The 25,775-nt window shown below is 67.7% G+C and carries 27 protein-coding genes; 16 read left to right on the top strand and 11 right to left on the bottom strand.

Annotated elements, in window-relative coordinates; genetic code table 11:
* Window positions 1-111 precede the first annotated feature (111 nt).
* The 4 genes from yidC to rpmH all read right to left on the bottom strand — a co-directional run bounded on the left by yidC (window position 112) and on the right by rpmH (window position 2,710).
* Complete coding sequence (yidC, locus tag RMP09_RS00410) at window positions 112-1,812, bottom strand: membrane protein insertase YidC (RefSeq protein WP_310564028.1); 1,701 nt, start codon at window positions 1,810-1,812, stop codon at window positions 112-114.
* Window positions 1,809-2,099 (bottom strand): membrane protein insertion efficiency factor YidD, encoded by a 291-nt coding sequence (yidD, locus tag RMP09_RS00415; RefSeq protein WP_310564029.1) that lies wholly within the window; start codon window positions 2,097-2,099, stop codon window positions 1,809-1,811. The genes yidC and yidD overlap by 4 nt, the downstream gene beginning before the upstream one ends.
* Window positions 2,089-2,505, bottom strand: coding sequence for a ribonuclease P protein component (locus RMP09_RS00420; RefSeq protein ID WP_310564030.1), 417 nt, complete (start codon window positions 2,503-2,505; stop codon window positions 2,089-2,091). Before RMP09_RS00420 ends, yidD begins: the two co-directional genes overlap by 11 nt.
* A 70-nt stretch (window positions 2,506-2,575) precedes the next feature.
* Window positions 2,576-2,710: a 50S ribosomal protein L34 gene (gene rpmH, locus RMP09_RS00425; RefSeq protein ID WP_066096666.1), complete on the bottom strand. Its 135-nt coding sequence runs from the start codon at window positions 2,708-2,710 to the stop codon at window positions 2,576-2,578.
* A 259-nt stretch (window positions 2,711-2,969) separates the two neighbouring features.
* On the opposite strand from rpmH, the gene dnaA reads away from it, so the two are divergent.
* The 3 genes from dnaA to gyrB all read left to right on the top strand — a co-directional run bounded on the left by dnaA (window position 2,970) and on the right by gyrB (window position 8,329).
* On the top strand, window positions 2,970-4,376 hold the full coding sequence (gene dnaA / locus RMP09_RS00430; protein WP_310564031.1) for a chromosomal replication initiator protein DnaA: 1,407 nt from the start codon (window positions 2,970-2,972) through the stop codon (window positions 4,374-4,376).
* Window positions 4,377-4,512: 136 nt separating this feature from the next.
* Entirely contained in the window at window positions 4,513-5,619 is a 1,107-nt protein-coding gene (dnaN, locus tag RMP09_RS00435; protein ID WP_310564032.1) for a DNA polymerase III subunit beta, read from the top strand.
* A gap of 82 nt (window positions 5,620-5,701) precedes the next feature.
* Entirely contained in the window at window positions 5,702-8,329 is a 2,628-nt protein-coding gene (gene gyrB, locus RMP09_RS00440) for a DNA topoisomerase (ATP-hydrolyzing) subunit B (RefSeq protein WP_310564033.1), read from the top strand.
* A 42-nt stretch (window positions 8,330-8,371) separates the two neighbouring features.
* Here the strand turns inward: gyrB and RMP09_RS00445 are convergent, their stop codons facing one another.
* Window positions 8,372-9,175, bottom strand: a complete 804-nt coding sequence (locus RMP09_RS00445; RefSeq protein ID WP_310564034.1) for a PilZ domain-containing protein — start codon at window positions 9,173-9,175, stop codon at window positions 8,372-8,374.
* Between the two features lie 439 nt (window positions 9,176-9,614).
* On the opposite strand from RMP09_RS00445, the gene RMP09_RS00450 reads away from it, so the two are divergent.
* The 5 genes from RMP09_RS00450 to RMP09_RS00470 all read left to right on the top strand — a co-directional run bounded on the left by RMP09_RS00450 (window position 9,615) and on the right by RMP09_RS00470 (window position 14,498).
* Window positions 9,615-10,646, top strand: coding sequence for an endonuclease/exonuclease/phosphatase family protein (locus tag RMP09_RS00450; RefSeq protein ID WP_310564035.1), 1,032 nt, complete (start codon window positions 9,615-9,617; stop codon window positions 10,644-10,646).
* Window positions 10,647-11,534: 888 nt separating this feature from the next.
* A complete protein-coding gene (locus RMP09_RS00455) occupies window positions 11,535-11,891 on the top strand; it encodes an HdeA family protein (protein WP_310564036.1) in 357 nt (118 codons plus the stop codon).
* Window positions 11,892-11,918: 27 nt separating this feature from the next.
* A complete protein-coding gene (locus RMP09_RS00460; protein WP_310564037.1) occupies window positions 11,919-12,506 on the top strand; it encodes a rhomboid family intramembrane serine protease in 588 nt (195 codons plus the stop codon).
* A gap of 29 nt (window positions 12,507-12,535) precedes the next feature.
* Window positions 12,536-13,681 (top strand): patatin-like phospholipase family protein, encoded by a 1,146-nt coding sequence (locus RMP09_RS00465; RefSeq protein ID WP_310564038.1) that lies wholly within the window; start codon window positions 12,536-12,538, stop codon window positions 13,679-13,681.
* 34 nt (window positions 13,682-13,715) lie between these two features.
* The gene (locus tag RMP09_RS00470; RefSeq protein ID WP_310564039.1) at window positions 13,716-14,498 is read left to right on the top strand and encodes a 3-hydroxybutyrate dehydrogenase; all 783 of its coding nucleotides are present in this window, start codon (window positions 13,716-13,718) and stop codon (window positions 14,496-14,498) included.
* 153 nt (window positions 14,499-14,651) lie between these two features.
* On the opposite strand, the gene RMP09_RS00475 is transcribed toward RMP09_RS00470, so the two are convergent.
* The 3 genes from RMP09_RS00475 to RMP09_RS00485 are packed head-to-tail and all read right to left on the bottom strand — an operon-like array spanning window position 14,652 to window position 16,189.
* The gene (locus tag RMP09_RS00475; RefSeq protein WP_310564040.1) at window positions 14,652-14,948 is read right to left on the bottom strand and encodes an acylphosphatase; all 297 of its coding nucleotides are present in this window, start codon (window positions 14,946-14,948) and stop codon (window positions 14,652-14,654) included.
* Complete coding sequence (locus RMP09_RS00480; RefSeq protein WP_310564041.1) at window positions 14,945-15,730, bottom strand: hypothetical protein; 786 nt, start codon at window positions 15,728-15,730, stop codon at window positions 14,945-14,947. The genes RMP09_RS00475 and RMP09_RS00480 overlap by 4 nt, the downstream gene beginning before the upstream one ends.
* Before the next feature lie 39 nt (window positions 15,731-15,769).
* Complete coding sequence (locus RMP09_RS00485; RefSeq protein ID WP_310564042.1) at window positions 15,770-16,189, bottom strand: PACE efflux transporter; 420 nt, start codon at window positions 16,187-16,189, stop codon at window positions 15,770-15,772.
* An 88-nt stretch (window positions 16,190-16,277) separates the two neighbouring features.
* On the opposite strand from RMP09_RS00485, the gene RMP09_RS00490 reads away from it, so the two are divergent.
* Window positions 16,278-16,622 (top strand): thioredoxin family protein, encoded by a 345-nt coding sequence (locus RMP09_RS00490; protein WP_310564043.1) that lies wholly within the window; start codon window positions 16,278-16,280, stop codon window positions 16,620-16,622.
* A 19-nt stretch (window positions 16,623-16,641) separates the two neighbouring features.
* Here the strand turns inward: RMP09_RS00490 and RMP09_RS00495 are convergent, their stop codons facing one another.
* The gene (locus tag RMP09_RS00495; protein WP_310564044.1) at window positions 16,642-16,851 is read right to left on the bottom strand and encodes a heavy metal-associated domain-containing protein; all 210 of its coding nucleotides are present in this window, start codon (window positions 16,849-16,851) and stop codon (window positions 16,642-16,644) included.
* A gap of 18 nt (window positions 16,852-16,869) precedes the next feature.
* On the opposite strand from RMP09_RS00495, the gene RMP09_RS00500 reads away from it, so the two are divergent.
* From RMP09_RS00500 to RMP09_RS00520, 5 genes are all read left to right on the top strand, one after another.
* Window positions 16,870-17,094, top strand: a complete 225-nt coding sequence (locus RMP09_RS00500; RefSeq protein ID WP_310564045.1) for an ATP-binding protein — start codon at window positions 16,870-16,872, stop codon at window positions 17,092-17,094.
* Window positions 17,095-17,299: 205 nt separating this feature from the next.
* Window positions 17,300-18,742 (top strand): cytosine permease, encoded by a 1,443-nt coding sequence (locus RMP09_RS00505; protein ID WP_310564046.1) that lies wholly within the window; start codon window positions 17,300-17,302, stop codon window positions 18,740-18,742.
* A 62-nt stretch (window positions 18,743-18,804) separates the two neighbouring features.
* Window positions 18,805-19,545 (top strand): GntR family transcriptional regulator, encoded by a 741-nt coding sequence (locus RMP09_RS00510; protein WP_310564047.1) that lies wholly within the window; start codon window positions 18,805-18,807, stop codon window positions 19,543-19,545.
* 182 nt (window positions 19,546-19,727) lie between these two features.
* Window positions 19,728-20,390 carry an NAD(P)H-dependent oxidoreductase gene (locus RMP09_RS00515; protein ID WP_310564048.1) on the top strand — a complete coding sequence of 221 codons (663 nt, stop codon included), beginning with the start codon at window positions 19,728-19,730 and terminating at the stop codon, window positions 20,388-20,390.
* 1 nt (window position 20,391) lies between these two features.
* On the top strand, window positions 20,392-21,657 hold the full coding sequence (locus tag RMP09_RS00520; RefSeq protein ID WP_310564049.1) for an MFS transporter: 1,266 nt from the start codon (window positions 20,392-20,394) through the stop codon (window positions 21,655-21,657).
* Here the strand turns inward: RMP09_RS00520 and RMP09_RS00525 are convergent.
* Complete coding sequence (locus tag RMP09_RS00525; protein ID WP_310564050.1) at window positions 21,626-22,045, bottom strand: MarR family transcriptional regulator; 420 nt, start codon at window positions 22,043-22,045, stop codon at window positions 21,626-21,628. The genes RMP09_RS00520 and RMP09_RS00525 overlap by 32 nt on opposite strands.
* Before the next feature lie 156 nt (window positions 22,046-22,201).
* Between RMP09_RS00525 and RMP09_RS00530 the strand changes: the two genes are divergently transcribed.
* The gene (locus tag RMP09_RS00530) at window positions 22,202-24,112 is read left to right on the top strand and encodes an FAD-dependent monooxygenase (RefSeq protein ID WP_310564051.1); all 1,911 of its coding nucleotides are present in this window, start codon (window positions 22,202-22,204) and stop codon (window positions 24,110-24,112) included.
* Window positions 24,113-24,128: 16 nt separating this feature from the next.
* Here RMP09_RS00530 and pstS read toward each other — a convergent pair whose 3' ends face one another.
* Window positions 24,129-25,160 (bottom strand): phosphate ABC transporter substrate-binding protein PstS, encoded by a 1,032-nt coding sequence (gene pstS / locus RMP09_RS00535; protein WP_310564052.1) that lies wholly within the window; start codon window positions 25,158-25,160, stop codon window positions 24,129-24,131.
* Window positions 25,161-25,433: 273 nt separating this feature from the next.
* On the opposite strand from pstS, the gene RMP09_RS00540 reads away from it, so the two are divergent.
* Window positions 25,434-25,772: an NIPSNAP family protein gene (locus tag RMP09_RS00540; protein WP_310564053.1), complete on the top strand. Its 339-nt coding sequence runs from the start codon at window positions 25,434-25,436 to the stop codon at window positions 25,770-25,772.
* The last annotated feature ends 3 nt before the right edge of the window (window positions 25,773-25,775 follow it).

Below are 25,775 nucleotides of genomic sequence, written 5' to 3' on the forward strand. Positions count from 1 at the left end.
TGGAAGAGAGGCCTCCACCAAGAATGCGGCGGAACCGGCTTTGGCCGGGCCGCTCGCATTGTCCCCCTGGGGGAAGCCGCGCAGCGGCGCAGGGGGTGGCTATCTCTGGGGTTACTTCTTGAACAATTCGAACGGGTTCGTGATCTTCAGCGGCACGCCCATCTTGTGGTTGATGAAGGCCTGCTGCGCGATGGTCAGCACGTTGTTCGTGATCCAGTACAGCACCAGGCCGGCCGGGAAGAAGAAGAACATCACCGAGAACATCAGCGGCATCATCCACATCATCTTGGCCTGCAGCGGGTCCGGCGGCAGCGGGTTCAGGGCCGTCTGCACGATGGTGGTGAGCGTCATGAACGCCGGCAGCACAAAGAACGGGTCCTTGGTGGACAGGTCGGTGATCCAGGCCATCCACGGCGCGTTGCGCATCTCCACGCTGGACAGCAGCACCCAGTACAGCGCGATGAACACGGGGATCTGGATCATGATGGGGAAGCAGCCGCCCAGCGGGTTGACCTTCTCTTCCCGGTAGATCTTCATCATCTCCTGCTGCATGGCCTGCGGATTGCTCTTGAGGCGCTCGCGCATTTCGGTGATGCGGGGGTTGATCGCCTTCATCTTGGCCATGGAGCGGTAGGCGCTGGCGTTGAGCCAGTAGAAGGCCGCCTTGAGCAGCACCACCAGCAGCACGATGGACCAGCCCCAGTTGGCCACGAAACCGTGGATGGTGGACAGCAGCATGTACAGCGGCTTGGCGAGGATGGTCAGCCAGCCGTAATCCTTGACCAGCTCCAGGCCCGGGGCCGTGGCTTCGAGCACGTGCTCGTCCTGCGGGCCGACGAACAGGCGGGCGTCCACCTTCTGGCTCTGGCCCGGGGCCACCGCCGGCAGCGTGGTGATGGAACCCACGGCGTACAGGTTGTTGTCCACCTTGCGCACGAAGTTGTCGCGCGCCGTGCCCTCGGCCAGCAACCAGGCCGAGGCGAAGTAGTGCTGGACCATGGCCACGTAGCCGTCGCTGGTGGTCTTGACGATGTCGACCTTGTTCTCGTCGATCTTCTTGAACTCGACCTTCTGGTACTTCTGCTCGTTGGTGTAGACCGCCGGGCCGGTGAAGGTGGAATAGAACGGGGTTTCGCTGGCGCCGGTGGCGCCGTCGCGCACCAGCTGCACGTACAGCTGAGGGCTGACCGCGGCCGCGCCGGTGTTGGCCACTTCGTGGCTCACGCCGATGACGTAGCTGCCGCGCTTGAGCGTGTAGGTCTTGACCAGCTTGACGCCGCCCACATCGGCCGACTCGAACCGGATCTGCAGTTCGTTCTGGCCGTCGACCAGCGCGGTGGCGCCGGGCACCAGCGTCATGGGCGTCTTGTGGGTGGGGAAAGCCCCGCCGATCAGGCCCGTCTGCGCGATGTAGGTGTGCTCGGGCGTCTGCGTCAGCAGTTCGATCGGGGCGGTGCCCAGCTGCTTGCTGGCGTGCTGGAGCAGCGTGGCGCCGATGAGCGAACCGCCTTCGGTGTTGAAGGTCAGCTTGAACAGGTCGGTGCTGACGTCCACGCGCTGGCCGGCCGGGGCGGGCGCGGGGGCACCCGCTGGCGCGATCCCTGCGGCGGCACCGGCCGGCACGGCGCTGCTGGCCGCGGGCACGGAGCCATCGGTCGCGGGCGCGGCCGGCTTGCCGTCGGCCGGGGCGGTGACCGCCGCGGTCGGGAAGAAGGTCGGCTTCTGCCCGTTGTGGATTTGCCACTTGTCCCAGATCAGGACCATCGAAAAACCAAAAACCACCCACAGGATGGACCGACGGATGTCATTCATGACAGGTTCTGCTTTTCAGGGGAAGAAGAAGGGATCAGCCGCGTGAACAGCCGGGGAGGCGTTGCGGGCACCGGGTCGCAACCGCCCGCGCACCACGGGCCGCAACGGCCGATGCGGTGCAGCATGAGATAAGCCCCCGCCAGCGCGCCGTGGCGCTGCAGGGCGCCGATGGCGTAGACCGAGCAGGTGGGTTCGAAGCGGCAGCTGTTGCCCAGCCAGGGGCTGAGCAGCAGGCGGTAGCCCTTGACCAGACCGATCAGGGCGCGGCGCGGCCATTCAGCCCACATGACCGGTCTCCACAGGGCCGGCCGGCGGCGCCTTGGCCACCTTGCCCAGCAGCTGCTGCAGCTCCGCGCGCACGGCGTGCTTGAGCGGCTCCGACGTGGCGCTGATGAACTGCTTGCGACTGAATTCGCTGCGCAGACGCACCACCCAGGCAGCCTGCGGCAGACCCACCGGCACCGCGCGAGCGGTTTCGTAGATCTGGCGGCGGATGGTGTTGCGCGTGACCGCACGGCGCGCCCAGCGTTTGGGCAGCAGAACACCCAGCCAGGCGTCGGCTACAGCAAAAAGAGGGCGGCCTTCGTGCGCGCCATCCAGGGCGGCACGGTGCAAGGCGAAATGGGCGGTCTTGGCCACAGGCGGGCCCGCCAGGACGGCCTGAAACTGGGCCCGGTTGCGGATGCGCTGCATCAGCCGGCCCCGCAGGAGCGGGAGGTTGAGGGCATCCGACCGGCCAGCATCGGCCAGCGCGTCAATGGCCTCAGACGGCCAGACGCTTGCGGCCCTTGGCGCGGCGCGCGTTGATGACGGCGCGACCACCGCGGGTCTTCATGCGCACGAGGAAACCGTGCGTACGGGCGCGCTTGATTTTGGAAGGCTGGTAGGTGCGTTTCATTGCCATGGCAGTGCGGCCCAGGCAAGGCCAGGGCTTTTCAAGTTAGAGGAAAACCCGCGATTATCGCGCCAAAATCCAAAACAGGGCAAGCACTTAACCGGCAAACCCGGTTTTCTGCGTAAACTCCGCGCCCCTGACCCGCGGCCGGCCCGGGGCCGCGCCCGTGCGCGCCCGCCTTGTGGATAAGTGCCCACGCGCACTACAATGCCGCCTCAGCCCTCTGTCATTTGTCCACAACACTTTTCCCGTTTTTCCCAGCATGATCGAGGGCATTCCCGAAGACCTGACGCCACCCGCGGCCACCGACCTGTGGCAGACCTGCGTGGACCGGCTGGCCCAGGACATCCCCGAGCAGCAGTTCAACACCTGGATCCGGCCGCTGGCCGCCACGGTATCGCCCGACGCCGGCAAGGTCACGCTGCTCGTGGCCAACCGCTTCAAGATGGACTGGATCCGGGCGCAGTACGCGGCCCGCATCACCGCCCTGCTGGAAAGCATCCAGGGCACGCCGGTCTTTCTTGAGTTAGCGCTCGCTCCGCGCGAAGGCCCCATCCGATCGACCCCCGCCACCCGCACGGTGCAGGAACAGGTGCTGTCGGAAATGCCCGATGTCGCCCCGGTCGAGGCCGCGGTGGTGACCGGCCCCCGCAGCCGGCTGAACCCGGCGCTGACCTTTGGCACGCTGGTGGAAGGCTCGGCCAACCGCATGGCGCGCGCCGCAGCCATGCACGTGGCCGGCAGCCTGGGCCAGCTCTACAACCCGCTGTTCATCTACGGCGGCGTCGGCCTGGGCAAGACCCACCTGGTGCACGCCATCGGCAACCACCTGCTGGCGGACCGCCCGCAGGCCAAGGTTTTGTACATCCACGCCGAGCAGTTCGTCTCGGATGTGGTCAAGTCCTACCAGCGCAAGACGTTTGACGAGTTCAAGGAGCGTTACCACTCGCTCGATCTGCTGCTGATCGACGACGTGCAGTTCTTCGCCAACAAGGAACGCACGCAGGAAGAATTTTTCAACGCCTTCGAGGCGCTGCTGGCCCGCAAGAGCCACATCGTGCTGACCAGCGACACCTACCCCAAGGGCCTGGCCGACATCCACGAGCGCCTGGTCTCGCGTTTCGACTCCGGCCTGACGGTGGCCATCGAGCCGCCCGAGCTGGAAATGCGGGTGGCCATCCTGATCAACAAGGCGGCGGTGGAAAACGCCGTCATGCCCGAAGAAGTGGCCTTCTTCGTGGCCAAGAACGTGCGCTCCAACGTGCGCGAGCTCGAAGGCGCGCTGCGCAAGATCCTGGCCTACAGCCGTTTCAACCAGAAGGAAATCTCCATCCAGCTGGCACGCGATGCGCTCAAAGACCTGCTGTCGATCCAGAACCGGCAGATCAGCGTGGAGAACATCCAGAAGACCGTGGCCGACTATTACAAGATCAAGGTCGCGGACATGTACAGCAAGAAGCGCCCGGCCAGCATCGCCCGCCCGCGCCAGATTGCGATGTTCATCGCCAAGGAATTGACCCAGAAGAGCCTGCCCGAGATCGGCGAACTGTTCGGCGGCCGCGACCACACCACGGTGCTGCACGCGGTGCGCAAGATCGCGGCCGAGCGCCAGACCAACACCGAGCTGAACCAGCAGCTGCACGTGCTGGAGCAGACGCTCAAGGGGTGAGGCCCCTGGCCGGACCGGGCTTGGTGAAAACACCCGGTGCCGCCGGCAAAAGTGCCTTGCAAACAGGTGAAAATAGCAAAGTTTTGGCTTAACCAGCGTGCCGGCCGCCAGGCCCCCCGAGACGAAAGACCCTGACATGATCGTTTTGAAATCCACCCAGGACAAAGTGTTGGCTGCGTTGCAGTCGGTGGCGGGCATCGTGGAGCGCCGGCACACCCTGCCGATCCTGGCCAACGTGCTGCTGCGCAAGACCGGCAGCCAGGTGCAGCTGACCACCAGCGACCTGGAAATCCAGATCCGCACCACGGCCGAACTCGGCGGCGACGACGGCTCGTTCGCCACCACCCTGGGCGCGCGCAAGCTGATTGACATCCTGCGCACCATGCCGGGCGACCAGGCGGTGAGCCTGGAACACACCGGCGGCAAGACCATCCTCAAGGGCGGCAAGAGCCGCTTCACGCTGCAAAGCCTGCCGGCCGAGGACTTCCCGCTGGTGCAGGAATCGGCCAGCTTCGGCCCGGTGTTCAGCGTGCCGCAGAAGACGCTCAAGAGCCTGCTGGGCCAGGTTTCGTTTGCCATGGCGGTGCACGACATCCGCTACTACCTCAACGGCATCCTGTTCGTGGCCGAAGGCCAGAAGCTGTCGCTGGTGGCCACCGACGGTCACCGCCTGGCCTTCGCCAGCGCCGAGCTGGACGTGGAAGTGCCCAAGCAGGAAGTGATCCTGCCGCGCAAGACCGTGCTGGAACTGCAGCGCCTGCTGTCCGACAAGGAAGGCGCGATCGAGATGCAGTTCGCATCCAACCAGGCCAAGTTCAGCTTCGACGGCATGGAATTCGTCACCAAGCTGGTCGAGGGCAAGTTCCCCGACTACAACCGCGTCATCCCCAAGAACCACAAGAACATCGTCACGCTGGGCCGCCAGCCGCTGCTGGCCAGCCTGCAGCGTACGGCCATCATGACGAGCGAGAAGTTCAAGGGCGTGCGCCTGAACGTCGAAGCCGGCACGCTGCGCGTCGCGTCGAGCAACGCCGAGCAGGAAGAGGCCGTGGACGAACTCGACATCGACTACGGCGGCGACGCCATCGAGATCGGCTTCAACGTCACCTACCTGATCGACGCGCTGCAGAACATGACGCAGGAGATGGTGCGCATCGAGCTGGCCGACGGCAACAGCTCGGCGCTGATCACCAACCCCGACGACAACGCGTTCAAGTACGTGGTGATGCCGATGCGGATCTGATCCGCAACCACCCCGCAGTCCCCTTGCAGACCAACCCGCTGACCAGCGGGTTTGGCGTTTCTAGAAGTCAGAGAAATCCACCATGTCCGAAGCCAACAAGCCCGCCGAATCCGGAACCGACGCCGTTCACACCGGTGAAGCGGGCGCCGACAGCTCCAACTTCCAGCCCAAGATCGACGCCAACCAGGCCGGCGCGAGCGAGGGGTATGGCGAGGGTGCCATCCAGATCCTGGAGGGCCTGGAAGCCGTGCGCAAGCGCCCCGGCATGTACATCGGCGACACGTCCGACGGCACCGGCCTGCACCACCTGGTGTTCGAGGTGGTCGACAACTCGATCGACGAGGCCCTGGCCGGCCACTGCGACGACATCGTCGTCACCATCCACAGCGACAACTCGATCAGCGTCACCGACAACGGCCGCGGCATCCCCACCGGCGTGAAGATGGACGACAAGCACGAGCCCAAGCGCTCGGCCGCCGAGATCGCGCTGACCGAGCTGCACGCCGGCGGCAAGTTCAACCAGAACAGCTACAAGGTCTCGGGCGGCCTGCACGGCGTGGGCGTGTCCTGCGTGAACGCGCTGTCGATCTGGCTGCGCCTGACGGTGCGCCGCGAAGGCCAGATGCACCAGATCGAGTTCGCGCGCGGCTTCGTGCAGAACCGCATCGTCGAGACGCGCGACGGCGTCGAGATCTCGCCGATGAAGGTGGCCGGCGCGACCGAGAAGCGCGGCACCGAGGTGCACTTCCTGCCCGACACCGAGATCTTCAAAGAGAACAACGACTTCCACTACGAGATCCTGGCCAAGCGCCTGCGTGAGCTCTCGTTCCTGAACAACGGTGTGCGCATCCGCCTCAAGGACGAACGCAGCGGCAAGGAAGACGACTTCTCCGGCGCCGGCGGCGTCAAGGGCTTCGTCGAGTTCATCAACAAGGGCAAGACCGTCCTGCACCCCAACGTGTTCCACGCGCTGGGCGACCGTGCGAGCGACCAGGGCACCAACATCGGCGTTGAAGTCGCCATGCAGTGGAACAGCGGCTACAACGAGCAGGTGCTCTGCTTCACCAACAACATCCCGCAGCGCGACGGCGGCACCCACCTGACCGGCCTGCGCGCCGCGATGACCCGCGTCATCAACAAGTACATCGAAGAAAACGACTTCGCCAAGAAGGCCAAGGTCGAGGTCACCGGTGACGACATGCGCGAAGGCCTGTGCTGCGTGCTGTCGGTCAAGGTGCCCGAACCCAAGTTCAGCAGCCAGACCAAGGACAAGCTGGTGAGCAGCGAAGTGCGCGGCCCGGTGGAAGACGTGGTGGCCCGCCTGCTGACCGACTACCTGCAGGAAAAGCCCAACGACGCCAAGATCATCTGCGGCAAGATCGTCGAAGCCGCCCGCGCCCGCGAAGCCGCCCGCAAGGCGCGCGAAATGACGCGCCGCAAGGGCGTGCTCGACGGCATGGGCCTGCCCGGCAAGCTGGCCGACTGCCAGGAAAAAGACCCCGCCCTGTGCGAGATCTACATCGTCGAGGGCGACTCCGCCGGTGGCTCCGCCAAGCAAGGCCGTGACCGCAAGTTCCAGGCGATCCTGCCGCTGCGCGGCAAGATCCTGAACGTGGAGAAAGCGCGCTACGAGAAGCTGCTGACCTCCAACGAAATCCTGACCCTCATCACCGCCCTGGGCACCGGCATCGGCAAGGCCGGCGGCGAGAGCGCCAACGGTGACGGCAAGGACGACTTCAACGTCGCCAAGCTGCGCTACCACCGCATCATCATCATGACCGACGCCGACGTCGACGGCGCCCACATCCGCACCCTGCTGCTGACCTTCTTCTATCGCCAGATGCCCGAGCTGGTCGAGCGCGGCCACATCTACATCGCGCAGCCGCCGCTCTACAAAGTCAAGAACGGCAAGGAAGAGCTGTACCTCAAGGACGCGCCCGCGCTGGACCAGTTCCTGCTGCGCATCGCCCTGCGCGATGCCAAGGTGCAGACCGGCGGCGCCACCAGCACCACGCTCGAAGGCGACACCCTGGCCGAACTGGCGCGCAAGCACCAGGTGGCCGAGAACGTGATCAAGCGCCTGTCCAACTTCATGGACGCCGAAGCCCTGCGCGCCATGGCCGACGGCGTCAGCGTCAAGCTCGACACCGTGGAAGAAGCCGAAGCCAGCGCTGTGGCCATGCAGGCCAAGCTGGCCGAGCTGTCCACCACCGGCGTGCCGCCCGAAGTGGCCGGCGAATTCGACGTGCGCACCGACAAGCCGGTGCTGCGCATCAGCCGCCGCCACCACGGCAACGTCAAGAGCAGCATCCTCACGCAGGACTTCGTGCACGGCGCCGACTACGCCGCCCTGTCCACCGCGGCCGACACCTTCCGCGGCCTGCTGGGCGACGGCGCCAAGGTGCAGCGCGGCGAAGGCGACAAACAGAAGGAAGAAAAGGTCGGCGACTTCCGCCAGGCCATGCAGTGGCTCATCAGCGAAGCCGAACGCACCACCGCCCGCCAGCGCTACAAAGGCCTGGGCGAAATGAACCCCGAGCAGCTGTGGGAAACCACCATGGACCCGACCGTGCGCCGCCTGCTGCGCGTGCAGATCGACGACGCCATCGAAGCCGACCGCGTGTTCACCATGCTCATGGGCGACGAGGTGGAACCGCGCCGCGACTTCATCGAGACCAACGCCCTGCGCGCCGGCAACATCGACGTCTGACAGAAAGCGCTGCCGCCGGGCTCGGACCGGCGCGCCGGCCCGCTACGACCGTGCGCGAAAGGTCTGCAGCTGCATCAGCAGGCGCCGCAGGCGCTGCATCTCGGGGCCGCTGATGCGGGTGATGCGCAGTCCCAGCTGCCGCTGCCCGTTCTCGTTGCGGACGTTGCACACCACCAGTTCCAACGGTCCGATCGACTCGGAAGGTGTTTCCAGCCGCGCCACCGCCCAGTGATCGCCCGGCCCCACCGGGAGGGTGGTGCCTTCAGGCAGTGCGATGCCGAGGCCCCCTTCGCTGAGGTCGATCACGCGGCACACCAGGGACTTTCCGCCGGTCAGCGGCCGGACCAGCGAGATCCGCCGCGAACCCGGCAGGCAGACCCGGCGCCAGGCGCGTGCCTGTGCCGAGATGGCGATGTCGCTCAGCCATGCGGCGTAGCAAGCCTGGTGACCGCTGCCTGTCGAGCGATCCATTTCCAGACTCAGGAGCAGCGGTTGCCCCTGGCTGCGCAGCATCATGTTGAAGCGCGCCCCTTTTGTCATGGCCGCATCCAGTGTGGCGTCGGCAGGCAGGCGGATGTAGAGCTGCCGACCATCACCTGACATGCCCACGAGCGTGGTGGGCACCCATCGTTCAAGCTCTGGCAGATTCAGACTGACGGGCGCGCGCTCCTGCGCCGCCAGCCGCAGCAGGTCCAGCAGGACCTGACCTGCAACCCGCTCACCGGGCTCACCAGCAACGTTCGCCGTCGCCGTTCCGTCTGCGCTGTCGGCCTGGGTCGCCGGTGATGCGTCCGTCGCCGGCGCTGGCGTGAACCAGCGCGCAAACCAGGGCATGCGGGGGGACAAGGGCGCAGACTTCAATGTGCGGACTCCAGACAGCTGACGTGTGTCCCGCCCTCCGGCGGCCCCGTCACCCAGCGGGCGGACTCCAGGGCCAGGCGCCGTCTCTGCGGCACAAGGACAACGCAGGACAGCGTATCACGCCCCTCCGCACATTGGACAGGACGCCCACGCGCCGCCCGGCGGCGCGGCGCAGGGCGGTGAGGGCGATGAAAGTCGGAGACTTCCACCGGGCATGCAGTGGCCGATCGGCGAAGCCGACCGCGTGTTCACCATGCTCATGGGCGATGAGGTGGAAGCGCGTCGGGATTTCATCGAGACCAACGCCCTGCGCGCCGGCAACATCGACGTCTGATCCGGCCGCCAGCCGGTCATTCCCCTGGCGGCCGCTGCTCCCCATAATGGCCCGATCCCCGCTCCATGCGGGGGATCGAAGGGGGCCGGCATGATCTACTACAGCGGCATCAAGGCCATCAAAGACGCGGCCGAGCGCGCCCGCACCATCGCCGGGCTCAAGGCCCTGCGGCCCGCGCTGGCGGCGCAGATCCCGGCCAAGTCCACCAACGACACCCTGTTGCTGGCCACCTGGAACATCCGCGAACTCGACGCCGGGCGTTACGGCCCGCGCCTGGACGAAAGCTACTTCTACCTCGCCGAAATCCTCAGCCGCTTTGATCTGGTGGCCGTGCAGGAACTGCGCCAGAGCCTGTACCCGCTGCAGCGGCTGCAGCGCATCCTGGGCAGCTGGTGGGACTTCATCGTCACCGACGTCACGCTGGGCACCTCGGGCAACGCCGAGCGCATGGCCTACCTGTACGACCGGCGCAAAGTCTCGTTCACCGGCCTCGCGGCCGAACTGGTGCTGCCCAAGAAGCCCGGCACCACCACCGAACCGCTGCAGTTCGCGCGCTCGCCCTATGTGGCCGGCTTCCGGGCCGGCTGGGCCTACCTCACTCTGTTGACCGCGCACATCTACTACGGCAAAAGCGTGGCGGTGGACCCGCGCCGCCTGCAGGAGATCACCGACTTCGCGCAGACCGTGGCCAAGAACGCCGAGAAGTACAGCACCGCCCCGCAATACGAGCCCGGCCAGGTCAGCGACCCTGGCAACCTCATCATGCTCGGCGACTTCAACATCTTCAGCCGCGAAGACGTCACCCTCCAGGCCATCACCAACGCCGGCTTCGTGGTGCCGGCCGAACTGCAGCAGCTGCCCGGCAGCAACGTGGCGCGCAACAAGCACTACGACCAGATCGCGTACCACCGCCAGCTCTCGAAAATGCGCACCACCGGCCACGCCGGCATCTTCGATTTCTACGAACACGTCTACCGCGACGAAACCGCCTACGCCAGCGCGCGCAACGGGCGCGGCAGCAGCTTCAACGAATGGCGCACCTACCAGATGAGCGACCACCTGCCGATGTGGATCGAGTTCTCGGTGGACGACAGTGCGGCGTATCTCGACGGGTTGGGGTGAGCAACAGTCAGGTATTGATGCGCACTGTTCGACCACGGTGACGGACCATGCGCGCAGCTGAACCGCCGAAGCGCGGTCTCGAACGGAGGCCTTGGAGTCGGTCGGGGTGAGGCACCTCTCATCAGTCCCTGAGCACCAAGTTCCCGCCACAAACGGAATGCCGACTGCGCGCCGAAATGGTTCTGCTCGGGATCAACGCCTGACAAAAATGCCTTGGGGTGTTCCAGCCATGGGAGTGGCGCAATGCGATCGTGACTGGCGTGCCGATCATCCAAAGCGGTGGCGCCGACCAGGTCACCCGCCATCACCTTCTGGGTCAACACGGCGTCGGGCATTCGACGGGCTCTCCACATCGCGTTGCACTGGTCGGCGGCGGCCACAGACGACGCCAGGTCACCACGGCAACGCCAGCAGGCCGGTGGCCCGGCAATGAGCCCGTACAGCGCGGTCTGGTCAGCGTCACGCGGTCTTCCGGCTGGCGTGGTTGATATCTCTTCGGGGCTGTGCTTTGCATCTGCGGACCTTGTCCGGTGCCAGGTGTTGCACTTCAGACTGGCATCTGCCGGGGATGGACGTCGCCTCTGTCTCCATGCACCGTGTCCCGCTGCACTGTGACGCAGCGGCAGCCCGCGCCCTGCACGGGGCCGGCAATGTGCAGAGGGCAGTCACTGGATCGGACGTGGGCAAGTGCATGCGCTCCCTGGCTCTGCATCCGGCTCCAGAAGCGCCGCAGCGGACGCCAGCGGTCTAAGCCCCGCCTAAGTCCTCGCTCGAACAATCAAATCGCCAAGACCGGTCACCCGACCGATTCGCGGCAAGGACCGGCATGAGACGGCCTGACAGGCCGGCACTTCTGTCCGGGTGATTGGATTGAACTGGAGTTGAACCATGAACGCACTGACCCGCATCTGCTCGCTTGCACTCGTCGCCGCCGCCTCCACCGCCGCCATGGCGGAGACGCCGCCCCCTTCCACCGCCCCCGCCAAGCCCATTGTCAAAACCACCTGCGCCGACTACGTGGCCATGAACGAAACGTTCAAACCCAAGTTCATCTACTTCGCCACCGGTCATGGCAAGCACGGCGCCAAAGAAGCCGTGATCGACGAGGTCGGCATTGAGACGATCCAGCCCGAGCTGGACGAGTTCTGCAAGGTCAACCTGAGCAAGTCGGCCTACGACCAGGTCATCGCCAGCAGCATCAAGTCCGAACAGGCCGCCCACAAGGCGCACGCCAAGAAGAAGTGACGCCACGCGGAACAGACCAGGCATCCCATGAACCTCACCGCCTGCCTCATCGCCATCAACGTGCTGGGCTTTGTGCTGCAACAGGCACTGGGTCCGACGGTCAGCGGCTGGTTCGCGCTCTGGCCCATGGACTCCGGTCTGTTCCAGCCGTGGCAGCTGTTCAGCTACGCCTTCCTGCACGGCGGCGTCACGCACCTGGCGTTCAACATGTTCGGTCTCTGGATGTTCGGCAACGAGCTCGAACGCATCTGGGGCCCGAGGCGCCTGGCCGCGTTCTATGGCAGCAGCGTGCTCACCGCGGCGCTCGCGCAACTGGTCGTGACCGGTGCCATCGGCAGCACGGTGCCCACCATCGGCGCATCGGGCGGTCTGTTCGGCTTGCTGATCGGCTTCGCGATGGTGTTCCCCAACCGAACCATCACGCCGCTGTTGCCTCCGATTCCGATGCCGGCCTGGCTGTTCGTCATGCTCTACGGCCTGATCGAGCTGACCCTGGGTGTCACCGACAGCGCCAGCGGCATCGCGCACTTTGCCCACCTCGGTGGCCTGCTGGGCGGCTGGCTGGTCATGCGCTACTGGCGCGGCCAGGCTCCCTTCTTCCGCCTGCGCCGCTGAGCGCAGCCGCACCGCCCCAGGAGCCGATCATGAAACCCACACCCAGCGCCGCCACCCAAGCCCGCGCCAGCACCGTCGCGCTGGTGCTGCAAGGCGGCGGCGCGCTCGGCGCCTACCAGGGCGGCGCCTACGAAGCACTCGCCGACGCGGGCCAGACGCCGAACTGGCTCGCCGGCATCTCCATCGGCGCCATCAACGCCGCGCTGATCGCCGGCAACCCACCCGAACGGCGCGTCGAGCGCCTGCGCAGCTTCTGGCAACGCATCACCCAATACGTGCCGTCCCTGGCCTGGACCGGCGTGCAGGGCCCGATGCGGGCCTGGGCCAACAACGGGTCGGCCGCCTGGGGCGCGGCCTTTGGTCTGCCGGACTTCTTCCTGCCGCGCCAGGTCTTCGCGCCCTGGTTGTGCGACCAGACCCAGCCCAGCCTGTACGACACCGCACCCCTGCACAACACGCTGCTGGAGCTGGTCGATTTCGACCGCATCAACCACGGCGACACCCGCCTCTCGGTGGGCGCGGTCGATGTCGCCAGCGGCAACTTCATCTACTTCGACAGCGCGCACCAGCGCATCGGCCCCGAGCATGTGATGGCCAGCGGCGCGCTGCCGCCCGGCTTTCCGGCGGTGATGATCGACGGCCTCGCCTACTGGGACGGTGGGCTGGTGTCGAACACGCCGCTGCGCCACGTGGTCGAACACCTCGGCGACTGCGACGCCACCATCTTCCAGGTCGATCTGTTCAGCGCCCGCGGCAAGCTGCCGCACACGCTGGCCGAGGTGGCGGACCGCGAAAAGGACATTCGTTACTCCAGCCGCACGCGCGCGCTGACCGACATGCTGCGCGAGCGCCACGCCATGCGGGGCGCCCTGCGCGAGCTCGCCGCCCTGCTGCCGCTCGCACGGCGCACCGACCCGCGCGTGGCCGAACTGCTGACCACCCTGGGCGCCGATGCGCCGGACCCGTCGGTCACGCTGGTGCACCTGATCCACCGCCACCGCAGCACTGAGACGCAAACCCGCGACTTCGAGTTCTCCGCCGCGTCGATGCGCGAACACTGGGCCAACGGCCGGGCCGACATGGCGCACTCGCTGCGCGCCCTCGCCCGCGCCGTCCCCGCCGAGCAGACCGGCGCGTTCCGGGTCTTCGACTACACCGCTCCGGCCAAGGCCTGAGCACGGCCTTCATCCACCCAAACAGGAGACTGTCATGAGACTCGACAAGAAAGTGGCCTTCATCACGGGCGCCGCCAGCGGCATCGGCAAGCGCATCGCCGAGGTCTTCGCCCAGGCGGGCGCCACCGTGGCGGTGGCCGACCTCAATGCGGACGGCGCAGAGGCCACGGCGGCCCGCCTGCGGGCGCTCGGCCACCGTGCGGTGGGCATTGGCGTGGACATCACCCAGGAGGCCGAGGTCGACGCGGCCGTCGCGCGCGCGGTGGCGGAACTCGGCGGTCTCGACATCCTCGTCAGCAACGCCGGCATCCAGACCGTGGCGCCGCTGGTGGAGTTCCGCTTCGAGGACTGGAAGAAAGTGCTCGCCGTGCACCTGGACGGCGCCTTCCTCACCGCCCGTGCCGCGATGCGGCAGATGGTGGCCTCCGGTCACGGGGGCAGCATCCTCTTCATGGGCTCGGTGCACTCCAAGGAGGCTTCGGTCCTCAAGGCGCCCTATGTCACCGCGAAACACGGCCTCGAAGGCCTGGCCAAGGTCATCGCCAAGGAGGGCGCCAGCCACCTCATCCGCGCCAACGTCATCTGCCCCGGCTTCGTGCGCACACCGCTGGTGGACAAGCAGATCCCGGAACAGGCGCGGGCGCTGGGCATCTCGGAAGACGAGGTGGTGCGCAAGGTCATGCTCAAGGACACGGTGGACGGCGAGTTCACCACCGTCGACGACGTGGCCCGGGTGGCGCTGATGTTCGCCGCCTTCCCGACCCAGGCCCTGACCGGGCAATCGCTGGTGGTCAGCCACGGCTGGTTCATGCAATGACGCAGGTGGGCATCTCCCGCGTCGGATGCTCGCGGGTGCCGGCACTGTGAGCGGGTACAGATTGCTGTTCCTGGCCCCGTCCAGGCCGGCGCGGGGTGCTGGCCCGCCCGGGTTGGCGCTCACAACCCGGGCACGGTGTGAGATGCCTGCGGTCTACACCGTCTCCCGCTGCTCAAACGCGGTCAGCTCCTTCGCGGACCCCAGCGCCTCCCGGACCTCGACCGCGTCCACCCGCGCCGTCACCGGTCCGCGCTGTGCCCAGTCGATCAGCGTCTGCACCGCATCGGCCGCTCCGCAAACCAGCGCTTCGACGCTGCCGTCGATCCGGTTGCGCACCCAGCCGCGCAGGCCCAGCGCTTGCGCCTGCTGCGCCATGCTCCAGCGGTAGCCCACGCCTTGCACGCGGCCGGTGATGCGCAGCTGGCGGGTGATGGTGGTGGTGTCGCTCATGGTGCGGTGGCGGGGTTGAGCGCCAGCTGCGCGATGGGCGCGGGCGAGACGAAGGACGGGCTCTGGAACGGGTTGCCCTGCATCAGCACGATGGCGGCGGTGGGCGCGGCGGCCACGGAGAACAGCACGATGGCGGTGGCCGCGGCGCGCAGGTGTTCCACGTGCACGACGGCGATGGAGATGAGCGTGAGCAGGCCGAGGAAGGCCATGCCCATCCACTTGAGCGGGTTGACGTGCATCTGGCTCAGGGCGATGCGCAGGTCGCGGTCGTCGCGCAGGTCGGCCACGGTGCCGAGCATGAGGCTGTGCACGCTGCTGCCGGCGGCCTGCGCCATGGCGGGGCTGGCCACCAGGCTGAGCAGCTGGTCGGCGCTGTGCTGTGCGGCCGGGCTGCTGCTGCGCTGGGCCAGTTGCTGCCATTCGGCGGCGGTGGCGGCGGCGTGTGTGCGCACTGCGGCGCGCAGATCGGCCCGGGGAGCATCGGGCAGGCCGCGGGCCAGGGCGTCGAGGGTGCGCAGGCCGTCGGCTTCGCGGTAGACGGCGTTCATGGCGCGGTCGTGCGCGCTCCAGGTGTCGTTGGCGATGAAGGCGAGCGTGAGGCCGAACAGCACGCCCAGGATGTTGAGGAAGGGCGGCACCACGCCGGCCAGCGAGAGCACCTGCGCACGCCAGCGCGGCGCGGCGATGAGGCGCCAGATGGCGACGGCGGCGAGCGCGGTGCCCAGCAGGGCGACGGCGGCGTAGACGTAGTGGTCGTAGACGGCGAGGCGGGTGGTTTCCATGCGGCCATTGTCGCCCGGCGGTCGGCTCGGCCGGCCGCTTCACTGCGCCGACAGGGGCAGGCCGAACAGCTTGTCGAACGCGAGGTTGAAGGCGAAGGTGTAGACGAGGAAGAAGACGGAAAGGCCCAGGTCCAGCACCAGGGCGTGCCACCAGCCGATGTCGAGCCACCAGGCGAACAGCGGCACCAGCATGAAGATGAAACCGATCTCGAAGCCGATGGCGTGGGCCGCGCGGCGCAGGAAGCCGCGGCCGCGCACGGTCTGGCGCGCTTCCCAGCGTTCGAACAGGGCGTTGTAGACCAGGTTCCAGACCACGGCGATGGCGGACGAGGCGACGGCGGCGACGCTGGCGTGTTGCAGGCCGCTGTCGGAGCCGGCCGAGAGGCCGGTGCTGGTGATGGCGACGGCGATCAGCTCGTAGAGGCCGACGTAGACGACTTTGCGGCGGATGCCTTGCATGGGTGGGATCGGTGACGGAGGAGAAAACATCGGCGCAGGGGGCCGCGGCTATGCTCTGCGGATTGTGCGTGTGTCGGGAGCCGGTGGGATGTTGCGAGTGATCTGTCTGTGTGCCGAGTGGTGCAGTGCCTGCCGGGCCTGGCGCCCGGACTGGGACGCGCTGGCCGCGCGCCACCCGCAACACCACTGGCAGTGGCTGGACATCGAAGACGAGGCGGACCTGATGGACGCGGCGGGGCTGGACATCGAGACCTTTCCCACGGTGCTGGTGGCGCGCGAGGGGCAGGCGCTCTTTCTGGGTGCCGTGCCCCCGCAGCCGGCCTTGGTGGAGCACCTGGTCGAGCGGCTGGGCGACGCGGACGCGGCGCCGGCCGGCGTGACGCCACAGGCCCAGGCGCTGGCCCGCGCGCTGTGGCAACGCACCACGGCCTGAGCGGCGACCGCGGGCCCCCTCAGACCACCGACGCTTCGTAACCGGCTTCGGCCAGCGCGGCGGCGATGTCGTCGGGCGAGATCATGCCGGTGTGGCTGACCCAGGCGGTCTGAGCGCCCAGGTCCACGTCGGCCTGGCCGACGCAGGGCAGGTCCTGCAGTTCGAACATGACGGCGTCGGCATCGGCCTGGGTGCGCAGGGCGGGGATGTGGAAGGTGGTCTCGGGCATGGCCGCGACAATACCGCCATGGCGACCGAGCGCAAGGCACTGCCCGTCATCAACCCCACGCGCTGCACCGGCTGCGGCTGGTGCGTGGGCGTGTGCCCGCCGCATGTGCTGTCGCTGCAGGCCGCGCCGAACTGGCAGAAGAAAAGTACGCTGCACGACGAAGACGGCTGCACCGGCTGCGCGCTGTGCGCGGTGAAGTGCCCGTTCGATGCGATCACGATGCTGCGCACAGCCGGGCGCTGAACCGCCCGCTGCCAACGCCCCCCGGCCGCGCTGGCCTGCGCGCCCCACCCCCGCCCGGCCGGGGCACCGCACCCCAAGGGAAAACCCGCAACCTCTCGCGACCTATCTTGTATACATTGTTGAATACCAACTTGTGTTCCAAGCCGCCGCCAGCCATCCCAAGACCCAGGCCGCGCCCCGACGCCGCCGCACCGGAGACCTCCCCATGGACATACGCAACCCCTCCCCCGCGCTCTACAACGAGGACCTGGCCCCGGCCAGGGAACGCAACTGGGGGCCCTTCAGCATCTTCAACGTCTGGACCTCGGACGTGCACAGCCTCTGGGGCTACTACCTGGCGGCCAGCCTGTTCCTGCTGTGCGGCAGCTTCACCAACTTCCTGATCGCCATCGGCCTGAGCTCGCTGGTCATCTACGCGCTGATGAACCTGATCGGCTACGCCGGTGAAAAAACCGGCGTGCCCTACCCGGTGCTGGCGCGGGCCTCGTTCGGCATCTGGGGCGCCAACCTGGCGGCCCTGGTGCGCGCGGTGGTGGCCTGCTTCTGGTACGGCGCGCAGACCGCCGCCGCCTCGGGCGCGATGGTGGCGCTGCTGATCCGCAACCCGGGCATGCTCGAGTACCACCAGAACGTGCATTTCCTCGGCCATTCGGGGCTGGAGGTGATCTGCTACGTGGTGATCTGGGCGCTGCAGCTGCTGATCATCCAGCGCGGCATGGAGACGGTGCGCAAGTTCCAGGACTGGGCCGGCCCGGCTGTGTGGATCGCGATGCTGATCCTGGCCATCGGCCTGACGGTCAAGGCCGGCGGCTTCTCGTTCGAGCACGGCATCCCGATGGAGGTGCTGCTGGACAAGACCAAGGATGCCGGCGTCAGCGGCGAGCCGGGCTCGTTCTGGGCCCTGATGGCGGTGGGCGCGACCTGGATCACCTACTTCGCGGCGCTGTACCTGAACTTCTGCGACTTCTCGCGCTATGCCAAGAACAAGGACGCTGTGCGCAAGGGCAACCTCTGGGGCCTGCCGGTGAACCTGATCGCCTTCTCGCTGGTCGCCGGCGTCACCACCATCGCGGCCTTCAAGGTCTATGGCGAGGTGCTGCTGCACCCCGAGCAGATTTCCGCCAAGTTCGACAGCTGGGTGCTGGCGCTGATCGCCGCGCTGACCTTTGCCGTCGCCACGCTGGGCATCAACGTGGTGGCCAACTTCGTCTCGGCCGCGTTCGACATCTCCAACGTCTTCCCCAAGTCGATCAGCTTCAAGAAGGGCGGTTTCATCGCCGCCGCCATCGCCCTGGTGCTCTACCCGTTTGCCCCCTGGGAAGGCAACGCCGCCCAGTTCGTCAACGCCATCGGCTCGGTCATGGGGCCACTGCTGGGCATCATCCTGGTCGACTACTACCTGGTGGCCAAGGGCAACATCAACGTGCAGGCGCTGTACGAGGAACACGGCGAGTACCGCTACGAAGGCGGCTGGAACGTCAACGCCCTGATCGCCACCGGCATCGGCGCGCTGTTCTCCACCATCCTGCCGACCTTCACCCAGGTGCTGCCGTCCTGGTGGGGCACCTACGGCTGGTTCTTCGGCGTGCTCATCGGCGGCGCGACCTACCTGGTCATGGCCACGCTGCGCCCACGCCGCGCCGCGTAAGGCGACCAGAGGGCTGGCGTCGCAATAATGTTGGCTGTCCCCCACCGCAGCAGCCCACCGCCATGGACGCCACGCCCGATATCGCCGAACGCATCGTCCAGTCCATCCTGACGCGCAAGATCCAGCCCGGCACGCGCCTGGGCGAACAGGAACTGGCCGATCTGTTCGGCGTCAGCCGCACCCTGGTCCGCGAAGCCCTCATCCAGCTGCGCGCCCGGGGCTTCGTCGAGGTGCGCTCGCGCGTCGGCTGGTACGTGGTCGAGCCCTCGTTCGAAGAAGCCCGCGAGACCTACGCCGCGCGCCGCATCATCGAGTCGGGCATGCTGCGCGACGCCGGCAAGCCGCTGCAATCGGTCATCCGCCGCCTGCGCCAGCACGTGGCCGAAGAAAAGGCCTGCATCGCCAGCGACGACCCGGGGGCCCGCAGCATCGCGCTGGCCGACTTCCACGTCTGCCTGGCCGAAGCCCTGGGCAACCGCTTCATCACCGCCATGATGGTGGACCTGTCGGCCCGCACCACGCTGGTGTCGGCGCTGTACCAGTCCCGCTCCGACGCCGAGGTCAGCAACGACGACCATGCGCAGATCGTCGAGGCGCTGGCCGCCGGCGACAACGCCCGCACCGAACAGCTGATGCGCGAGCACATCGACAAACTGGCCGCGCGGCTGGACGAGCGCTGGTCGCAGGAGGGCAGCACCCGCGAGCGCCTGCACGCCGCCCTCAAGGGCCCGGACGCGCCGGCCCCGTCGCCCGCCGCCCGACCGCGCCGCGCGGCCAGCCCGCGGCCGCCGACCCAGGCCTGACGGGTGTGGCGGCCCAGGGCCGAACGCGTATACCCGATCCGCGGCGTGCGCGCTGGCAGGGCGTGACATGGGCGTTCCGCTCCGGCCATTCCAGGCCCGCGGCACCGCGGCTTGCTGCACTGCGGCAAGATCGCGCCATGTGCCCGCACCGTGCGGGCACTCCTTTTTTTTCGGAGCATTCCATGAGCGATCTTTCGCAACCCCAGGCCCCGGTGCTGCTGGACAAACTGCACTGGCGTTACGCCACCAAGAAGATGGACCCGACCCGCGCCGTGGCGCAGGACAAGGTGGACCGCATCGTCGAGGCCGCGCGCCTGGCGCCCACCTCCAGCGGCCTGCAGCCGTTCGAGATCTTCGTGATCACCAGCAAGGCCGTGCGCGAGCAGATCCAGCCCATCGCCTGGAACCAGGCGCAGATCACCGACGGCTCGCACCTGCTGGTGTTCGCCGCCTGGGACACCTACACCGCCGAGCGCATCAACCACATGTTCGACCTGGTGAACACCGAACGCGGCCTCACCAACGAGGGCTGGGAAAACTACCGCCAGATGCTGCTCAAGAGCTACCCCGCGCGCGATGCGCAGGTCAACTTCGAGCACGCCGCGCGCCAGGCCTACATCGGCATGAGCGCGGCGCTGATCGCCGCCGCCTTTGAAGAGGTGGACGCCACGCCCATGGAAGGTTTCGATCCCGCCAAGCTCGACGAGATCCTGCAGCTGCGCGAGCGCGGCCTGCGCAGCGTGGCCATCGTGCCGCTGGGCTACCGCGCCGACGAAGGCGACTGGCTGGTCAACCTCAAGAAGGTGCGCCGCCCGCTGGAGCAGTTCGTCACCGAGGTGAAGTGATGTGACGGCCCAGGAAGCGCGCCCGGCAGGCCAGCTCGGTGTGGTGCTTCGGCTGGGCACCGCCCAGACCCTGGCCTGGGCCTCGTCCTACTACCTGCCCGCCCTGCTCGCCGCGCCACTGGCCGCGGAGCTGGGCATGCCCGTCACCCAGGTGTTCGGCGCCTTCACGCTGGCGCTGGTGATCTCGGCCCTGATCGGGCCACGCGCCGGCCGCGCCATTGACAGACACGGTGGTCGGGCGGTCTTGCGGGTCACCAATGGGCTGTTTGCCATCGGCCTGGGTGCGCTGGGCCTTGCACAGACCGAGTGGCAGGTCTGGGCCGCGTGGGCCGTGATCGGGCTGGCCATGGGCAGCGGCCTGTACGACGCGGCGTTCGCGGCCCTGGTGCGGCTCTACCCGGTGAGCGCGCGCAACGCCATCACCGGCATCACCCTGATCGCCGGTTTTGCCAGCACGGTCGGCTGGCCGCTGACGCAATGGGGCATCGGCACGCTCGGCTGGCGCGGCACCTGCCTGGGCTGGGCGACGCTGCATCTGGTGATCGGCCTGCCGCTGCACAGCCTGCTGCCGCGTGGGCGGGTGGAAACCGCACCGCCGTTGCAGGCCGCGGCCCCGTCGGACGCTGGCCCGTCAGCCCCCCTATCGGCGTCACACGCCACCGCCGGCAACGGCGTGGCGGTCGTGCTCGCCGCGGTCTTCGCCATCGCCTGGTTCACCAGCACCGCCATGGCCGCGCACCTGCCGCTGCTGCTGCTGCAGGCACAGGGCCTGTCGGCGTCTGCGGCGCTGGGCGTGGCCATGCTGGTCGGCCCGGCACAGGTCGCGGGCCGGCTGCTGGAGTTCGGCTTCCTGCGCCGCGCGCACCCCTTGCTGTCGAGCCGTTTCGCCACCGCGGGGCATCCCATCGGCGTGGCGCTGCTGGCGCTGGGCGGGCCGCTGGGCGGCTGGCTTTTCGCGGTGATGCACGGCATGGGCAACGGCATCCTGACCATCGCCAAGGGCACGCTGCCGCTGGTGGTGTTCGGCGCCGCGGGCTACGGCGAACGCCAGGGCTGGCTGATGGCGCCAGCCCGCGTGTCGCAAGCCTTTGCGCCCGTGCTTTTCGGCCTGGCCATGGCGCACTGGGGCGGGCACGCGCTCTGGCTGACCGCCGGCCTCGGACTGCTGGCGCTGGCCCTGCTGCAGGGGCTGGCGCTGCGGATGGCGCACGACCGACGCGCCGCGTCTGTGGCCGTTACGACCCCACCGCCTGACGCGCCAGTTTGAGAAAACGCGCCTGGTCGGCGTCGCTCAGGGCCGGCAGGATCTCGGCCTGCAGGCCCCGCACCACCGGCACCAGCGCCTGGAAGGTGCGCTGCCCTTCGGGCGTCAGCGACAGTTCGCGTGCGCGGCGGTCGCGCTCGCTCACCACGCGGCGCACCCAGCCCTTCTGCTCCAGCCGTTCGATCACGCCGCCAATGGTGGCGCGGTCGTAGGCGATCCGCTCGGCCACCGTCGCCTGGTCGGCGCCCGGCTGGTGGTGGATCGCGTCCAGCGCCGCGAACTGGATCGGCGTCAGGTCGTAACCCGCGGCCTGGGTGCGCTGCACAAACACCAGCGTGGACTGCTGGTGCAGGCGCCGGATCAGGTGCCCGGCCATGTCGAGTGAATCCATGCTCGCGCTCCGTTTCTAGGGGGTGTGCACACCGGCCCGCTCCCGCGGCACCGTTTTGATAAGTATACGTACCGTCTTGACAGTTATTGATAAGCATAGATATCATTTGCCCACACACCAATCGTTCACGGTGCGCACCCACCCAGGAGACTCCCCATGCAGTTCTACAAAAACGGCTTTCGCGGCGGCAACCCCGACATCAAGCAGGCGGCGCCCAACCGCCGCAACCGTGGCGTCAACGAGCCGCTGCCCGAACAGGTGGACGTGCTGATCGCCGGCACCGGCCCGGCCGGCCTGTGCCTGGCCGCGCAGCTGGCCGCCTTCCCCGAGATCGACACCCTGATCGTCGAACGCATGGCCAGCAACATCGTCAAGGGCAAGGCCGACGGCATCAACACGCGCACCATGGAAATGTTCCAGGCCTTCGGTTTCGCCGACAAGGTCAAGCGCGAGACCTACTGGGTCAACCAGACCAACTTCTGGATGCCCGACCCCGTGAACCCGCAGCACATCCAGCGCGTGGGCCGCGTGCAGGACGTGGCCGACGACAGCTCGGAGATGCCGCACATCCTGATCAACCAGGCGCGGCTGCACGAGCTGTTCCTGGAGGTGATGGCGAACTCGCCCTCGCGCCTGGCGCCCGACTACGGCTGGGAGATCGTGGGCCTGACCATCGATGACACCACCGACGACCACCCGGTGACCGTGACGCTCAGGGACGCGACCGGCATCCACTGGGGCGCCACCCGCACCGTGCGCGCCAACTACGTGGTGGGCTGCGACGGCGCGCATTCGGCCGTGCGCAAGGCCATCGGCGGCACGCTGCACGGCGACGCCGCGCACCAGGCCTGGGGCGTGATGGACATCCTGGCCAACACCGACTTCCCCGACGTGCGCCAGAAGTGCCTGATCTCGTCGGCCAACGAAGGCAATGTGCTGATCCTGCCGCGCGAAGGCGGCTACGTGTTCCGCATGTACGTGGAACTCGACAAGCTGCGCCCCGACGAAAAGGCCGCGAGCAAGAAGTTCACGCAGGACGACATGATCGCGGCGGCCAACCGCATCATCCAGCCCTATTCACTCGACGTGAAAGAGGTCGTCTGGTGGTCGATCTACGACATCGGCCACAGCCTGACCGACAAGTTCGACGACGTGCCCGAAGGCAGCGACCGCGCCCCGCGCGTGTTCACGGCCGGCGACGCCTGCCACACCCATTCGCCCAAGGCCGGCCAGGGCATGAACGTGTCGATGCAGGACACCTTCAACCTCGGCTGGAAGCTGGTGCACGTGCTGCAGGGCCGTGCCGACCCCAGCCTGCTGCGCAGCTACCGCACAGAACGCCTGACCGAAGCCAAGCGCCTGGTCGACACCGACCACGAGTGGTCGCGCATCATGTCCGCGCCCACGACGCAGGCCGAGCGCGACGGCACCGAAGAGCCGCGCATCATCCGCCAGTTCAAAGCCAACCTCGAATTCACCGGCGGCACCGCGGTGAAGTACGACACCTCGACCCTGTTCGCGCCCGGCACCCACCAGGCGCTGGCCACAGGCGAAGCCATCGGCCGCCGCTTCCACTCCGCGCCCGTGGTGCGGTTGTCCGACTCCAAACAGATGCAACTGGGCCACGCGGCCGAGGCCGATGCGCGCTGGCGCCTCTACGCCTTCGCGGGCCAGGCCGACCTCGGCCAGCCCGGCGCGCCGATGGCCCAGCTGGCCGACTGGCTGGAGAACGACCCCAAGTCACCCGTGGTGAAACACACGCGAAAGGGCGAAGACATCGACGCCATCATCGACGTGCGCGCCATCTTCCAGCCCACCTTCGACCAGCTCGCCTACGAGCACATGCCCTCGCTGCTGAAACCCAAGACCGGCCAGCTCGGCCTGCAGGACCACGAGAAGGTCTTCTGCGTGGACCACAAAGGCGCGGGCGACATCTACGACATGCGCGGCATTCACCGCGAACGCGGCTGCCTCATCGTCGTTCGGCCCGACCAGTACGTGGCCCACGTGCTGCCGCTGGACGCGCGCGACGAGCTGTCGGCGTTCTTTGCCGGCGTGCTGAAGTGAGCTGAGGCCCGGGGCGTCAGTTGGAGGCCACGACGGCCCGCGCGCCGAGACCGCCAATCACCTTGACCGACTGGCCGCTCGGCGTCTTGAAGTTCGACAGCAGCCCCACGATGCGGGCCTGTGTGGCGACGGGCAACGGTGCAAAGCCGGTACCAGCCACAGCGCTGTCGCCCTTGAGGAACGACTGGTAGAAGAAATGGAGGGTCCGGGACGCCCGCTCCATCGACGCGGGTTCGCGCGGCACCAGCACGTAGGTCGCCGTCACGATGGGCCAGACCCCGGGGCCCTCCAGGTTCAGCAGCGACGTGGGCTCCAGGCTGTTCTTGAACAACCCGCCCGCCACGATGGCCGCGCGGAAGGCCAGCAGCGACGGCTTGACGAAATCGCCCTGCCGCGGTTTCAGGCTCACACCGCTGAGGTTGTCGCGCAGCGCGTGGTCAGAGGACACATAGCCGATGGCGCCCGGCGTGGCCTTGACCTCCGCCACCACCTTGCCCGAACCGTCAACGGCGACCGTGGTGCCCGGCCATTGGGCCCGGCCGCCATCCGGCACGATGGGCGCGGCCTCGGCGGGTGCGGCCTTGCGCAGGTACTCCACAAACACCGTGGTGGTGCCCGAGCCGTCGCTGCGCACCACACGCTGGATCGACAGACCGGGCAGCGTCGCGCGCGGGTTCAGCGCGCGAATCGCCGGGTCGTTCCATCGCGTGATGCTGCCGGCCCAGATCTTCGCCAGCGTGACGGCATCCAGCCGCAGTTCACCGGGGCCGATCCCGGCGAGGTTGACCACCGGCACGATGCCGCCCACCAGCGTCGGGAACTGAAACAAGCCGCGCTTGTCGAGCTCGGCCGGGGACAGCGGCACGTCCGAGGCACCGAAATCGACGCTGCGGTCCGTGATCGCCTTGACCCCTGCCGACGACCCGGCTGACTTGTAGCTCAGCGGCAGGCCCGTCTGCTTCACGTAGTCCTCGGCCCACTGGGCATAGACCTTGGCCGGAAAGCTCGCCCCCGTCCCCCGGACTTCGTTGTTCTGGGCGAAGGCCACGCTGCTGGTCACCAGGGACAGCGCAAGCGCCATGCACGAAAGGGAGGGGGAAACGGTGTTCATGTGAGCGATCGGTCGGGGAAGTCAGGTCAATCAAACCAGCGGAGCCGCGGATTGTAGAAGTCGGGTCATTCCGCCACAGGGCCATGCGCCGACCGTGCACGGCCTTCTCGTTCCAGGTCACGACCGCCCCCCACACTTCGGCCCACACCGAAGCGTCCCAAGACCTGCCAGCCGCACAGTGGACCGCTTGTTGCCCCCACCTGCTGCCCCATGTCCATCACCTGCTTCATCCGCTACCAGATCGACCCCTTCCAGCGCGAGGCCTTCCGCCGCTACGCCGAGGCCTGGGGCCGCATCATTCCCCGCTGCGGCGGCGAGCTGCTCGGCTACTTCCTGCCGCACGAAGGCAGCAACGACATCGCCTGGGGCCTGATCGGGTTCGACAACCTGGCCGCCTACGAGCGCTACCGCGCCGTGCTGCGCGCCGACCCCGAAGGCCGCGCCAACTTCGAGCGGGCGCAGGCGCAGCGCTTCATCCTGCGCGAGGAACGCAGCTGGCTTGAAGACGTGGCCGGTACCCTTCACCAGCCCCGGCAGGTGGTGCCGTGACCA

This window comes from Hydrogenophaga sp. (genome assembly GCF_031426985.1).
Lineage (GTDB): Bacteria > Pseudomonadota > Gammaproteobacteria > Burkholderiales > Burkholderiaceae_C > Hydrogenophaga.

Bases quoted from the DNA above. Each gene is read 5' to 3' on its own strand.
- yidC (WP_310564028.1), bottom strand. From the start codon at position 1,812: ATGAATGACATCCGTCGGTCCATCCTGTGGGTGGTTTTTGGTTTTTCG.
- yidD (WP_310564029.1), bottom strand. From the start codon at position 2,099: ATGTGGGCTGAATGGCCGCGCCGCGCCCTGATCGGTCTGGTCAAGGGC.
- RMP09_RS00420 (WP_310564030.1), bottom strand. From the start codon at position 2,505: ATGCAGCGCATCCGCAACCGGGCCCAGTTTCAGGCCGTCCTGGCGGGC.
- rpmH (WP_066096666.1), bottom strand. From the start codon at position 2,710: ATGAAACGCACCTACCAGCCTTCCAAAATCAAGCGCGCCCGTACGCAC.
- dnaA (WP_310564031.1), top strand. From the start codon at position 2,970: ATGATCGAGGGCATTCCCGAAGACCTGACGCCACCCGCGGCCACCGAC.
- dnaN (WP_310564032.1), top strand. From the start codon at position 4,513: ATGATCGTTTTGAAATCCACCCAGGACAAAGTGTTGGCTGCGTTGCAG.
- gyrB (WP_310564033.1), top strand. From the start codon at position 5,702: ATGTCCGAAGCCAACAAGCCCGCCGAATCCGGAACCGACGCCGTTCAC.
- RMP09_RS00450 (WP_310564035.1), top strand. From the start codon at position 9,615: ATGATCTACTACAGCGGCATCAAGGCCATCAAAGACGCGGCCGAGCGC.
- RMP09_RS00455 (WP_310564036.1), top strand. From the start codon at position 11,535: ATGAACGCACTGACCCGCATCTGCTCGCTTGCACTCGTCGCCGCCGCC.
- RMP09_RS00460 (WP_310564037.1), top strand. From the start codon at position 11,919: ATGAACCTCACCGCCTGCCTCATCGCCATCAACGTGCTGGGCTTTGTG.
- RMP09_RS00465 (WP_310564038.1), top strand. From the start codon at position 12,536: ATGAAACCCACACCCAGCGCCGCCACCCAAGCCCGCGCCAGCACCGTC.
- RMP09_RS00470 (WP_310564039.1), top strand. From the start codon at position 13,716: ATGAGACTCGACAAGAAAGTGGCCTTCATCACGGGCGCCGCCAGCGGC.
- RMP09_RS00475 (WP_310564040.1), bottom strand. From the start codon at position 14,948: ATGAGCGACACCACCACCATCACCCGCCAGCTGCGCATCACCGGCCGC.
- RMP09_RS00480 (WP_310564041.1), bottom strand. From the start codon at position 15,730: ATGGAAACCACCCGCCTCGCCGTCTACGACCACTACGTCTACGCCGCC.
- RMP09_RS00485 (WP_310564042.1), bottom strand. From the start codon at position 16,189: ATGCAAGGCATCCGCCGCAAAGTCGTCTACGTCGGCCTCTACGAGCTG.
- RMP09_RS00490 (WP_310564043.1), top strand. From the start codon at position 16,278: ATGTTGCGAGTGATCTGTCTGTGTGCCGAGTGGTGCAGTGCCTGCCGG.
- RMP09_RS00495 (WP_310564044.1), bottom strand. From the start codon at position 16,851: ATGCCCGAGACCACCTTCCACATCCCCGCCCTGCGCACCCAGGCCGAT.
- RMP09_RS00500 (WP_310564045.1), top strand. From the start codon at position 16,870: ATGGCGACCGAGCGCAAGGCACTGCCCGTCATCAACCCCACGCGCTGC.
- RMP09_RS00505 (WP_310564046.1), top strand. From the start codon at position 17,300: ATGGACATACGCAACCCCTCCCCCGCGCTCTACAACGAGGACCTGGCC.
- RMP09_RS00510 (WP_310564047.1), top strand. From the start codon at position 18,805: ATGGACGCCACGCCCGATATCGCCGAACGCATCGTCCAGTCCATCCTG.
- RMP09_RS00515 (WP_310564048.1), top strand. From the start codon at position 19,728: ATGAGCGATCTTTCGCAACCCCAGGCCCCGGTGCTGCTGGACAAACTG.
- RMP09_RS00525 (WP_310564050.1), bottom strand. From the start codon at position 22,045: ATGGATTCACTCGACATGGCCGGGCACCTGATCCGGCGCCTGCACCAG.
- RMP09_RS00530 (WP_310564051.1), top strand. From the start codon at position 22,202: ATGCAGTTCTACAAAAACGGCTTTCGCGGCGGCAACCCCGACATCAAG.
- RMP09_RS00540 (WP_310564053.1), top strand. From the start codon at position 25,434: ATGTCCATCACCTGCTTCATCCGCTACCAGATCGACCCCTTCCAGCGC.